This window comes from Alicyclobacillus acidoterrestris, assembly GCF_022674245.1.
Taxonomy (GTDB): Bacteria; Bacillota; Bacilli; order Alicyclobacillales; family Alicyclobacillaceae; genus Alicyclobacillus; species Alicyclobacillus acidoterrestris.
Window position 1 is genome coordinate 104,253 of the sequence record NZ_CP080467.1, and the last position, 12,458, is coordinate 116,710.

The window sequence follows — 12,458 nt, forward strand, 5'->3', positions numbered from 1 at the left end:
TCATGTGCAAGGGTTATTCGAAAAATCTGCGGACACAGTGGAAGGCAGCGGTCAGCACGACCGGGCGGAACGCCGCAAAAGACCATCAGACGTGGGGCATGATGTGTGGGATATTGCACCGCAGAGCCTCCATCTCGGCGACGAGGATTTGGGGATTGTGGGCAAATTGGATGCGATTCGCTATCAGGACGACGGGTATTGGGAGCCCGTTGAAGCGAAACATTCAAGCGCACCAAACGGTGGCACTTCATTTCGCCTCGGCGAGTGGGAATTGGACGGCAAGGCGTGGCCGAATGACCAGATACAGTTGTGTGCACAAGGATTGTTACTGAGAGCCAACGGATTTCCGACCATTGCGGGTAAGTTGTTCTACCGAGGAAACAGACAGACGGTAAGGATTGTATTTTCGGATGATTTGATTGCTGCAACGGTTGCCACCATCCGGAGAGCACACGAGTTGGAACAGGCTTCGATGCCCTCGCCACTGCTGAATTCCGACAAGTGCTTCCGATGCTCGTTGAATGGTGTCTGTCTTCCTGACGAAACGATTCGCTTGACGAGTCCGGACGGAGAGACCGTTCCGATACGAGATATTGTCCCCAGTCGAGATGATTTAGGAACCGTGTACGTGTCGGAGCCTGGGACCCGGGTCGGAAAGCGTGGTTACGAGTTGACCATCACGTCGAAAGATGGGATGGAATCGACCGTTCCGTTAAAAGATGTTCGGCACATCTCCCTCTTCGGGAACGTTCAGATTTCCACCCAATTGGTGCACGATTGTATGGAGTCCGGCGTCACCATCAGCTACTTGACTGCCGCCGGCCGTCTCGTCGGGATGAACCACAATTTGATTTCGAAAAACGTCTTGGTGCGGCGTGAACAGTTCAAGCGGTTTGGGGACGAGCGTGATCGACTGACACTTGCGAGGTATATCGTTCGCGCGAAAATTCTCAACCAGCGCACCTTGCTTCGTCGAAATGCGCACGGGCTCGACAAGGTCATTTTGAAAGATTTGCTCGATCACGCCCGACGTTCCGAAGAAGCCACTTCCATTGACTCGTTGCTCGGCATTGAAGGGATTGCGGCGAAACAGTACATGCAGGCGTTTGTGCTGATGCTGAAAGTAAAAGGCGTTCCTGCGGGCGAAACGCTGATGAACGGCAGAAATCGCCGCCCACCGAAGGACCCGGTTAATGCGTTGCTGTCACTTGGATATTCGTTGTTGCAACGGGATATGTATGCCGCCTTGGCTGCAGTGGGCCTGGACCCCTTGATGGGCTTTTACCATCGCATTGAAACGGGGCGTCCGTCACTGGTACTCGACATGATGGAACCGTTTCGAGCGATCATCGCGGATTCGGTGGTCGTTCGAACATTGAACACCGGCGAAATTGCCTGGGATGACTTTTATATCGGGCAGGAGTCCTGTTCGTTGAAGCTGCCTGGACGGAAACGATTTTTTCAGGCGTTTGAGCGACGCATGCACGAGACCGTGACGCATCCGGTGTTCGGTTACAAATTGAGTTACCGTCGGATGCTGGAACTAGAAGCGCGCTTCTTGTCGCGATACTTGATGGGCGAATTGCCGGAATATCGCCCAATTGTCACGAGGTGATGGCGATGCGCCGATATGTGCTGGTGAGCTACGATATCAGTGATCAAAAACGCTGGCGAAGGGTATACAAAATCGTTCGAGGCTATGGCATGCACGTTCAGTATTCGGTGTTCCTATGCCAACTCACCGATCAGGATGAGGCCGAGTTGAAGCAATTGCTATTGGATGTGATTCATCAGTCGATGGATCAAGTCATTTTTGCAAGGATTGGAACCGTGCAGGCGAAAGCTGCCGAGCGGAATATGTCGTGCATTGGGCGGGACTTCGTACCATTGGATTTGAAGGGATTGGTATTTTGAAGGATTGATGTAAACTTCAAATACGCGTAAAATATAATCTGTCTAGAGGACAGAATTTTTCAACGGGTGTGCCAATGGCCACTTTCCAGGTGGCAAAGCCCGTTGAGCTTCTCAAAAAGAACGCTCGCTCAGTGTTCTGACCTTTCGAGCGCCTGTTCAGGGCGAAAACCCTGGGAGGCGCTCGAATCATAGGTGGGACAAGGGATTCGCGGCGAAAACGACGGGAGAGAACGAGAATGAAACGAGATGAAATCGATGGGAAACATCAAGTGCTCGTTTATGGGCTTGGATCTCCGCGTGGTTCAAGGGCTGCGAGCGCCCGCTGTCGGATCACTGAGCGAGCGATCTGAGAAGTGGCACTGTTTGGTAAAGGTAAAAAGACGAATGATGCATCCGTCGGATCACTGAGCGAGCGATCTGAGAAGTGGCACCCTTTATAAAAAGGGGCGTCCTTTAGTACCGTGTACTGTCGGATCACTGAGCGAGCGATCTGAGAAGTGGCACAAGCCTTGAGTAATTCGCCGTGGGATTCCCCGCCGTATGTCGGATCACTGAGCGAGCGATCTGAGAAGTGGCACTAATGAAGTTAAAGGAGATGAGACAATGAAAGAAGTCGGATCACTGAGCGAGCGATCTGAGAAGTGGCACTGCAATGCGTTGGATTATGACGATGCAGGCCAAGGAAGTCGGATCACTGAGCGAGCGATCTGAGAAGTGGCACTGATGTCAGCGAAACGACCACCATCGGGGTTATAACGTCGGATCACTGAGTGATCTAACCTATCAAATGCCCAAACCACCTCCTGCGGGGTTCGAATCCCTTCGAGTGCGCCACAAACATAAGTAAAACGCCGGATTCAGTTTATCGAGTCCAGCGTTTTTCTTTTCTACTGCAGTGTTCTACGCATCTTACTATGCCGTTGTAATACGAAGATTTGCGAACATCTTGGAATACAGGGTATGTGCATCCCCATCTGTGATCAACGTATGTGTGTCGGACAGGGTCCCAAATGTTCCAACGGAATATTTTCCTAATTTCGAAGAGTCGAGTAAGCAGTAGCGCTGCATACTTTTATCAAACATACGCTTTTTCAACTCTACTTCATGCAAATCAAAATCCATCAGATCCCCGTTAGGAGATGCCGCTCTTGCTGAGAAGAAAAACTTTTTTACGTACACTTTGTCAAGCAATTCTGCACCCAGTGTTCCCTCGACGTTATTTTGATTACGCAAAACTCCACCAATCAACATTGTTGTGATGTTCGGATTTTCCACGAGGACCTGAGCGGCATGAATACCATTGGTGATAACAGTCAGCGTAATGTTGCTCTTGCGAATGAGTTTTGCTAGTTCCAGACACGTGGAACTAGCATCAAGGAGAATCGAATCGTGATCGTGAACGAATTGGAGCGATGCCTCAGCAATCCTTTGTTTCTCTTGAATGTGTTGTGTAATTCTGTTTGCAAAACTGAGATCATTCTCCTCAGATACGATAGCTCCGCCACGTGTGCGTTGAAGTAAATTTTTGTCCTCTAGGTAACGAAGATCTGAACGTATGGTTGCACCCGACACGTTAAAGTGTTTGGCGAGTTCTCCGACTGATACCCGTGAATTTTCTTCGACCATTTTAAGAATCAAAGCGCGCCGTTCTTCTGTATATAAATCTTTCACAAGTTCCCTCCTGTGACGTTGTACAAGTTCATGCGTCTATTGTATTTCATATCGATCGTTTTCGCACCTTTTTAATTTACTAAATGAAAGCTAATGAAATATAATAAAAGCATAATTGACAAATGAATGATTATAAATAAAAATTAAAGGCACAGATTGAAATGCGGTGTACGCGGTGCAATGAGAAGTCAGAAATCGGAATCTCGTCTGTTTATTCTTATTGTAAGCGTTACACTTTCATTTCTCATTCCAAATTTAGAAAAGGTGTGATGTTTGTGGCATTGCCGCAGAATATGAAAGCTGTTGTTTGTCACGGCCCTGGCGACTATCGGTTAGAGACTGTCCCGGTTCCAAGAGCGGGTAAGGGGGAAATCGTGATCCGCGTGGAGGCGTGTGGTATCTGTGCGGGAGATGTAAAAGCGTGGGAAGGGGCACCGAGTTTTTGGGGAGGCGATGGGCAACCGAAGTATATTAAAGAGCCCATGATTCCAGGTCATGAGTTTATTGGTGAAATCGTTGAGCTGGGGGAGGATGTAAAGGGTGATTTCGCTGTTGGGGACAGAGTGATTTCGGAACAGATTGTTCCTTGTTGGGAATGTCGTTTTTGTAACCGCGGCGAGTATTGGATGTGTGAGAAGCATGATTTATATGGCTTTCAAAACAATGTGAATGGCGGCATGGCTGAATATATGAAGTTCCCTATTGAGGGGATTAATCACAAAGTTCCGAAGGATCTCGCTTTGGAACAAGCGGTATTAATTGAGCCATATGCGTGTTCCATGCATGCTGTTCAGCGGGCAAATATTCAACTTGGCGACTTTGTTGTTATCTCTGGAGCCGGGACGCTCGGACTGGGCATGATTGGCGCTGCGAAACTGCGGGGGCCGGGGAAACTCGTTGTGCTGGATTTGCGTCCCGAACGACTTGAGCTCGCGAAGAAGTTTGGTGCGGATTTGGTAATGAACCCGAAAGAAGAGGATGTCGTTTCAAAGATTAAAGAAATGACGGGCGGTTACGGCGCTGATGTGTATATCGAAGCGAGCGGTGCTGGTCCGAGTGTCGTACAGGGTTTGCAACTGATTCGGAAACTGGGGCGTTTCGTGGAATTTAGTGTATTCAAAGACCCTGTAACCGTAGATTGGAGCATCATTAGTGACAGAAAGGAACTAGATTTGCTCGGTTCGCACTTGGGTCCGTACTGTTATCCGCTCGTTATTGAGGGAATTCAGAACGGTACGTTGCCTACGGAAGGTGTTGTGACACATAAGTTGCCATTGGAACGATTCCACGAAGGTTTCGAAATGATGAAAAAAGGTGTCAACTCTCTGAAGGTTGTCTTGATTCCCTAACGACTGACGAATTTGCGTGAAGGGGTGGGCTCATTGCGTAAGGAAGTGCAGGCAACGGACTTTAACGTGTCGGGTAAAACGGTTCTCATTACTGGCGGTGCGCGGGGACTTGGACGGAGCTACGCGGAAACATTTGTCCAGCATGGCTGCAATGTCGTACTCGGAGACGTAAATACCGAGCAGGTGAAACAGACGGCAGCAGAACTTCAGAAGCTGGCCGCAGGAGAAACGCAGTGTATCGGTGTTGGACTGGACGTCACGCAAGAGGCGCAAGTTGAACAAGTGGTCTCGGATGCTGTTCAGACTTTCGGGTCTATCGATATTGTCGTCAATAATGCTGGAATTGTTGATCGCGTCGGGATCGAGGAGATGACACTCGACGCTTGGAACCGGACGATGGGCGTGAACTTGACAGGTGTGTTTCTCGTTTCGAAGCACGCTGCACGGGCAATGATTGAGCGCAAGACGAGAGGGTCTATCATCAATATGGCATCCATGTCGGGCATCATCGTCAATGTTCCAATGGAACAGGCAGCCTACAACACGTCGAAAGCCGCTGTCGCGATGTTCACGAAATCCTGTGCGGTGGAGTGGGCTGAGTACGGCATTCGAGTAAACGCTATTGCGCCAGGTTATATGAAGACGGATATGACGGGGCCGGACTTCGAACCGGGAGGCAAATATCATTCGCTTCTCGACATGATCCCGATGCGGCGCCTGGGATTGCCTCAGGAACTGAACGGACTGGCACTATTTCTGGCCTCTGAGGCTTCGTCCTATGTGACAGGTGCTGTACTGAGCGTCGATGGTGGTTATACGTTGATATAAAGCTGGGATGGCTTGTCCGGGTTCACCGTATGAGTCGTTAGTAGAGAAAGGGGAGAACATCATGGACATTGCAATTGGTTGCGATGACGCTGCCATTGAATTAAAAGAAATCATCCAGGAGCACTTGAAGTCGTTGGGCCATAATCCTGTGGACTTTGGATGTAGTGATTGCGATAACGTCGACTACCCGGACGTGGCGTACAAAGTTGCAAAAGAGGTTCAAAAAGGCCGTTTTGAACGCGCGATTCTCATTTGCGGTACGGGACTTGGTGTTGCCATCACGGCAAATAAAGTAAAAGGCGTGCGTGCTGCTGTTTGTCACGACACATACTCCGCAGAACGGGCGAGAAAGAGTAACAACGCACAGATTCTCACATTTGGATCTCGAGTCATTGGCCCGGAGCTTGCTAAAAGCATTGTCAGTGTGTGGATGACGAGTGAGTTCCAAGGTGGCAACTCGGCACGGAAGGTCGATAAGATTGCACATTACGAGTCGGAGGAATTAGGTGAAACAAATGGCCAAAAAACTTATTAACCACCCTGATAAAGTTATCGACGATATGCTTGCTGGTATTCTGCGAATGCACGGCGATGTGCTGCGTAGATGTGAGGAGGATCCGCGTGCCGTTGTTCGCACAACGCTAGATCCCGGTAAGGTTGGTGTCGTCATTGGCGGCGGATCCGGACACGAGCCCGCCTTCATTGGTTACGTAGGAGAGGGACTCGCTGACGGTGTTGCTGTAGGGAATATTTTCGCTTCGCCATCGCCTTATCCAATTTTGACAGCCGCCAAGGAAGTCGATCAAGGCAATGGCGTTCTACTCATCTACGGTAACTATTCCGGTGACAATATGAATTTCTCGATGGCTGCAGAGTTAGCTGAGATGGATGGTCATCAAGTCAAGGAACTTGTGGTTCATGATGATGTGGCATCTGCTCCGAAAGGTGAAGAGCACAAACGGCGAGGGATTGCTGGCGAGGTCTTTGTTTACAAAGTTGCTGGTGCCAAGGCAAGAACAGGCGCATCGTTGGATGAAGTCTACGCGACGACTGAAAAGGCGAATGACTGGACGAGATCGATTGGAATTGCATTGGAACCTTGTTCACTTCCTCAAACTGGGAAGCCGATTTTTTCGATTGGGCCCGATGAGATGGAGATTGGCATGGGTGTGCATGGCGAACCTGGCATTCATCGCATGAAGTTGATGTCGGCTGAGGAAGTCGCCAACCGGCTCGTTGACGCAATCTGTGAGGATTTCGATTATGACGGCTCTGATGTGGCGGTCTTGGTTAACGGACTTGGAGCCACTTCCTTGCTTGAACTTTATATCCTTTATGACAACATGGCGGATGCGCTTGCGAAGAGAAACATCCGCATTCACCGTTCGTTTGTCGGAGAATACATCACGTCTCAAGAAATGTCGGGGTGTTCCTTGACGATGATGAAGTTGGACGAAGAGCTCAAGGCCATGATAGACGCACCTGGGAAAACGTTTTGTTTCAATTTCTAAGAGCGCCTTCGGAGGGGAAAACGATGATTGGGACTCAGCAATTGCACGAACTGTTTTTGGAGATTTCAAAGTGTATCCACGAGAAACGCGATGAGCTGTGCGACCTGGATGGTTTTGCTGGCGATGGCGATCACGGTATCAGCATGGACATTGGATGGGCTGCGGCGTGTAGAGTGTCCCCAACGGACTACACGGACATTGGGGAGTATCTCAAGGTTTGTGCCAAAGCGTTTATCCAGGCTGTTGGTGCATCCATTGGGCCATTGTATGGCACGGCACTTCTTCGCGCCGCCAAATACGCTGCTGGCAAATCCGCTGTTTCTCCCGAGGATTGCGCGCAAATGATACTTCTCGGTGTTGAGGGGATGCAGGAGCGAGGCAAGGCCAAAGTCGGAGATAAAACGCTGATTGACACGTTGCTCCCATTTGCGAAGACATTTGCAGAGTCGATAAATAGTTCGGGACCGCTCGAACAAAAAGTGCTCACAGCGCTTGATGCAGCCCGGGATGGAATGGAGTCCACTCGCGATATGGTTGCAAATATTGGCCGCTCTAGTCGTCACGGCGAAAAATCGCGAGGTAGTTTAGACCCAGGCGCAGCCTCGGCGTTTGTAGTGTTGCAGGCCGGTGTTTCTATGCTGGTGAAAACAAGGGTCTCTTAACGAAGCACATGTCGAAAGAAGCATAACTACCATGCCATAAGGAAGATGAACTTGTGTATGGACTGAGGCGTCTCAAAGAATTAGGCCAAAGCGTCTGGTATGACAATATCGGGAGAGGGTTGATTCAATCCGGCGAATTGGATGGGTTGATTCAATTGGGCGTCACTGGCGTGACATCTAACCCAACGATTTTTGAACGTGCAGTAACGCAGTCTCAAGTCTACGATGAAGCGATTATGAAGGGTTTTCAACGCGGGCTGAAGCCAGAGCAATTATACTGCGAACTTGTTCTTCAGGATATTCGAAGTGCAGCAGATATTCTGCGTCCTGTGTATGATGCGTCAGACGGCCAAGATGGGTATGTGAGTGTCGAAGTTTCACCGAAACTGGCTTATGACGCTCAGGCGACAGTCGATGAGGCGCTTTCTTGGTGGGCGGCGGTGGAGCGCCCGAATGTCCTGATTAAGGTACCCGCGACAGATGAAGGAATTGATGCAACGAGACAATTGATCCGTTTGGGCGTGCCCGTCAATATCACGTTGATTTTTGGTTTGCATCAGTATCGCAGGGTGTTGCTTGCGTATCTTGAGGGGCTTGAGCAACGGTTGCAAGATGGCAAAAGCATAACGGGACTTGCATCTGTAGCCAGTTTTTTTGTCAGTCGAGTAGACGATGTGGTTGATAGGCTCATCATCGAAGAACAGCTAGATAGGAAGTATCTAGGGTGTGCTGCGATTGCGAATGCGAAGCTGGCCTATGCGCAATTTAAAAATACTTTCGTGAGTGAACGTTTCGCGCCACTGCGGCAACAGGGCGCGAAAGTACAGCGAATATTATGGGCTTCGACAGGGCCAAAAAATGCGGCATACCCTTATTTGATGTACGTCCGTTCACTTGTCGGCAAGGATTCGGTGAATACCATGTCACCACATATTTTAGATTTATCAGCTAAGCAACACAACTACGAGGCACTTGTAGAAATCGGACTATCAGATGCAATAGCATGCGTAACCGAATTGAAGAATCACGGTATTCATCTTGAAGAGCTCTCAGAAGATTTGCTTTTGAAGGGTGTTGCAGCATTTACAGATTCTTATCAGAACTTGTTGGAACAGATTCGAAAAAAGGCGATACGTGTGAGCCATAGATAGCGACTTTGCTTCCATCAAAGCGTCATCTGGACACCAGAATGAACAGGAAAAGAGGGATGTTTAGTGTCTACCAATGTACAAAGCTCGAGAGAGCGCGAAATACTAGGAATGCCCATCAGTTTATTTTGGGGATTTGTTGCAGTTTTTCTCTTTATGGTTGGTGATGGTGTAGAACAAGCCTTTTTGTCCAAGTACATGGTACAGCTAGGTTTTAGTTTAAATCAGTCCGCAATGGTTTTTAGTATTTATGGCATTACGTTAGCCATTGCGTCTTGGCTGTCAGGGGTTCTCGCCGAGGTATGGGGACCTAGACGTGCGATGATTCTTGGATTCATTATATGGGTTGTTTTTGACATTGGATTTTTGTACTTCGGATTAGATCATAAAAACTATGCGATGATGCTCATTATGTATGGATTACGAGGTTTCGGATATCCGCTGTTCTCTTTCTCCTTTATTGTTTGGATTTCCTACGTATCTCAAACAGATAAACTGGGCAGTGCAATGGGGTGGTTCTGGTTAGTTTTTGCCGGAGGACTTGGTTTTATTGGCTCGTACTATCCCAGCTTCACAATTCCCTTGTTCGGATTTATGGGAACGCTATGGAGTGCACTTGTTTGGATCATCGTTGGCGGCCTAATGGGCATCTTGTTGATCCGCGAAAAAGGTGACCGCAGGGAAAGCGTTTCCAATAAATCTGCCTCCGAGAGTAGTCACAGTGTTCGAGGATTAATGAAAGGTATTACAATTGTCTTTGAAAATCCTCGCATTGGAATGGGCGGTATTGTTCGCGTAATTAATACTTCAGCTCAGTATGGCTTTGTTGTTGTTCTCCCAATTTTCTTTACTCAGACACTGCATTTCTCTACATCGCAGTGGCTTCAAATCTGGGGAGATATGTCTATCAGTAACATGATATTCAATCTAATTTGGGGAATGATAGGCGATAAAATTGGTTGGCGAACACAAGTAAAATGGTTTGGTGGCGTGGGGTGTGCAATCACATCGCTGTTCTTTTATTACGGCCCCCTTGCTGCCGGCCACAACTATTGGGTTGCTGTAATTGCCTCTGTACTATTCGGTATTACACTGGCAGGATTTGTACCCCTTTCAGCAATCATGCCGTCCCTTGCGCCGGATCATAAAGGTGCTGCGATGTCAGTCTTGAATTTAGGTGCAGGCTTAAGCACATTTGTGGGTCCAGCAATAGTCGGTCTATTAAACGACGCTTTCGGCCTGAAGGGAATTGTTTGGACGTTTGCTGTTTTGTATATTATCAGCGCCGTTCTGACGCATTTTCTTGAAGTACAAAATACGACTAAAACTTCAAGGCAATTGAGTGAAGTTGGAACTGATTCTACGAGCGGTAACGTATAGTCTTACATTCATACTAGATGTATGCGAGCGGCGTACTTTGCGTCGCTCCTTTTTTGCGATTGGTTTGCTAGTCGCCTGTAAGCGTGGATTGCAGGGGTTGTCGCCCTATAAATCACATACTCAGTGTATTCGCCAAATACGATTTTAGCTGATCCGTCATGCAGGGATGAACGCTGTAGGTCAACTGCGTGTTATGACGTCATAACAAAATTGACAAAACTTATCGGATTAATTAGTTTGTGTTTATCCGGATGCTTCAACAGATGTGATTGACGTAGTGCAGACGTGCACGTTGCGGGGGAGGGTTAAGGATAAAATCCGAAGTGCCTCCTTTATTTTATTGATTGATACATTTAATTAATTATTGGTTCGGGAACTGAGGTGTTGGGATTGAAGGTCATTTACTTGAGCGTTTTGCAGAATTCGATTTTTCACCGTTTCTCGCACATATATAGTGTACGAACTATCAATGGAACACTATATATAGTGTCAAATGCGTTGTGAACGTTAATTCTGCAAAACGCTCACTTTGATATTGACAGTCTTCGACCGGATCATCTAGGCGCATATGGATATGCACGTCCGACATCTCCGAATATTGATGCAATAGCTCGGCACGGTGTGGTGTTTCAGAACTGTTACGCATCGGACAGCCCATGCATGCCTTCGCGGGCTGCCACAATTAGCGGACGGTTTGGTGCCAAAATGGGCATTGTGACGCACGGGCGGCAGGGTGAATCGATGAACTTGGCAGTCGATACGTTGCCCTTGATTCTGCGGAATCATGGAGTGAAGACGGCCGCTATTTCGACATTCGGTCGGCATCCGTCTCCGTGGTTTTACGTTGGTTGGGAGAACTTTTACGATCCCGCCGGCTGGCACTTTCAAGCGACACCCGCATGGAAGATCAATGAACTTGCTCAGAGTTGGTTGGATGACAATGCCGACGAGGATTTCTTTCTTTGGATTCAGTACTGGGATGTTCATGCGGTCTATAATCCGCCAGAAGCGTGTGTTGACGCTGTAAAGACTGCGCATTACCCGGAATACCCAACCGCCAAACAGGTTGCGCTACATCAGGACGACGTTTTTTGGCACGCCGCAGGTATGGTGGGAATTGAGTCTTACGAAGATTATCAGCGGATTGTGGATTTGTACGATGGAGAAATCCGTTATGTAGATTACCATGTTGGCGAAATTATCCGGAAATTGGAGTCCCTCGGTATTCGTGAGGACACCACTGTAATTATCTCGGCAGACCACGGAGAGGAACTCGGGGAACACGGTGTGTACGTTGAGCACTGGAGTGTACATGACGGAACAAATCGGGTACCGCTGATTATCCAGTTTCCGAAATCGTATGAAAGAACCGAGATTCGGGATGGTTTGGTATATCAGATGGACTTGTCGGCTACAGTGCTTGAGCTGTTCGGATGCAAGCGTCCTGCTGAATGGGATAGTCAATCGTTATTCAGTGGAGAACGACGTCAACACCTGATATGCGGCCACGGTCTGTATACGGCTCAACGTGCCGTGATCACAAATGACTGGAAGCTGATTCGCACGTATCATCCGGGGCAATGGGATATCCCGGCTATTCAACTTTTTGATAGAAATCGAGATGCATTTGAACAGCATTCGGTTGAACACGAGCATGCCGATGTCGTGCAACAGTTGTCGCAATGTCTATCGGACTGGGAAGCGGCTATCGCTGCCACAGGACAGACTGATCCGATGGTATGGAATGCGCAGCATGGTCCGCCGGGTGTGGAATTGTACGGACGCAGGGCAATGGAGGCTTTCATACAAAGACGTGAAGCGATTCCGGTTGTGCTGTCAGAACGAAAGCCTGATATCCCACTGTGATTTGATAATTTTTATAAAAATGGAAGTGGTGATGCGGTTGCGCAGATTTTACCCGGTTATTTCAATCGTGGGCGGCATTGCTTTATGGTGGGTCCTTGCGTTGCTCCCGCGGTTTAGCAAAGTGTTACC

11 protein-coding genes and 1 CRISPR repeat array are annotated in these 12,458 nt (G+C 48.5%); of the genes, 10 read left to right on the forward strand and 1 reads right to left on the reverse strand.

From position 1 onward, the window contains the following. Positions 1-4 precede the first annotated feature (4 nt). Positions 5-1,615 (forward strand): CRISPR-associated endonuclease Cas4g/Cas1g, encoded by a 1,611-nt coding sequence (gene cas4g/cas1g / locus K1I37_RS00470; protein WP_161624349.1) that lies wholly within the window; start codon positions 5-7, stop codon positions 1,613-1,615. A gap of 5 nt (positions 1,616-1,620) precedes the next feature. After that, positions 1,621-1,914 (forward strand): CRISPR-associated endonuclease Cas2, encoded by a 294-nt coding sequence (cas2, locus tag K1I37_RS00475; RefSeq protein ID WP_021296344.1) that lies wholly within the window; start codon positions 1,621-1,623, stop codon positions 1,912-1,914. A 324-nt stretch (positions 1,915-2,238) separates the two neighbouring features. Beyond that, positions 2,239-2,635: a CRISPR direct-repeat array (repeat unit 36 nt; unit sequence GTCGGATCACTGAGCGAGCGATCTGAGAAGTGGCAC). A 191-nt stretch (positions 2,636-2,826) separates the two neighbouring features. On the opposite strand, the gene K1I37_RS00480 is transcribed toward cas2, so the two are convergent. Beyond that, on the reverse strand, positions 2,827-3,585 hold the full coding sequence (locus tag K1I37_RS00480) for a DeoR/GlpR family DNA-binding transcription regulator (RefSeq protein WP_021296345.1): 759 nt from the start codon (positions 3,583-3,585) through the stop codon (positions 2,827-2,829). Between the two features lie 269 nt (positions 3,586-3,854). On the opposite strand from K1I37_RS00480, the gene K1I37_RS00485 reads away from it, so the two are divergent. The 8 genes from K1I37_RS00485 to K1I37_RS00520 all read left to right on the forward strand — a co-directional run bounded on the left by K1I37_RS00485 (position 3,855) and on the right by K1I37_RS00520 (position 12,329). Then, on the forward strand, positions 3,855-4,934 hold the full coding sequence (locus tag K1I37_RS00485; protein WP_031218539.1) for an MDR/zinc-dependent alcohol dehydrogenase-like family protein: 1,080 nt from the start codon (positions 3,855-3,857) through the stop codon (positions 4,932-4,934). Positions 4,935-4,967: 33 nt separating this feature from the next. Then, positions 4,968-5,762 (forward strand): SDR family NAD(P)-dependent oxidoreductase, encoded by a 795-nt coding sequence (locus tag K1I37_RS00490; RefSeq protein WP_021296347.1) that lies wholly within the window; start codon positions 4,968-4,970, stop codon positions 5,760-5,762. A gap of 61 nt (positions 5,763-5,823) precedes the next feature. Next, positions 5,824-6,297, forward strand: coding sequence for a ribose 5-phosphate isomerase B (gene rpiB / locus K1I37_RS00495; protein ID WP_021296348.1), 474 nt, complete (start codon positions 5,824-5,826; stop codon positions 6,295-6,297). Further along, the gene (locus tag K1I37_RS00500; protein ID WP_031218550.1) at positions 6,278-7,273 is read left to right on the forward strand and encodes a dihydroxyacetone kinase subunit DhaK; all 996 of its coding nucleotides are present in this window, start codon (positions 6,278-6,280) and stop codon (positions 7,271-7,273) included. Before rpiB ends, K1I37_RS00500 begins: the two co-directional genes overlap by 20 nt. A 23-nt stretch (positions 7,274-7,296) precedes the next feature. Then, the gene (gene dhaL / locus K1I37_RS00505; protein ID WP_021296350.1) at positions 7,297-7,935 is read left to right on the forward strand and encodes a dihydroxyacetone kinase subunit DhaL; all 639 of its coding nucleotides are present in this window, start codon (positions 7,297-7,299) and stop codon (positions 7,933-7,935) included. Positions 7,936-7,988: 53 nt separating this feature from the next. After that, the gene (tal, locus tag K1I37_RS00510) at positions 7,989-9,086 is read left to right on the forward strand and encodes a transaldolase (RefSeq protein ID WP_021296351.1); all 1,098 of its coding nucleotides are present in this window, start codon (positions 7,989-7,991) and stop codon (positions 9,084-9,086) included. Positions 9,087-9,149: 63 nt separating this feature from the next. Beyond that, positions 9,150-10,463, forward strand: coding sequence for an MFS transporter (locus K1I37_RS00515; RefSeq protein ID WP_021296352.1), 1,314 nt, complete (start codon positions 9,150-9,152; stop codon positions 10,461-10,463). Positions 10,464-10,997: 534 nt separating this feature from the next. After that, the gene (locus tag K1I37_RS00520; protein WP_242216006.1) at positions 10,998-12,329 is read left to right on the forward strand and encodes a sulfatase family protein; all 1,332 of its coding nucleotides are present in this window, start codon (positions 10,998-11,000) and stop codon (positions 12,327-12,329) included. Positions 12,330-12,458 lie beyond the last annotated feature (129 nt).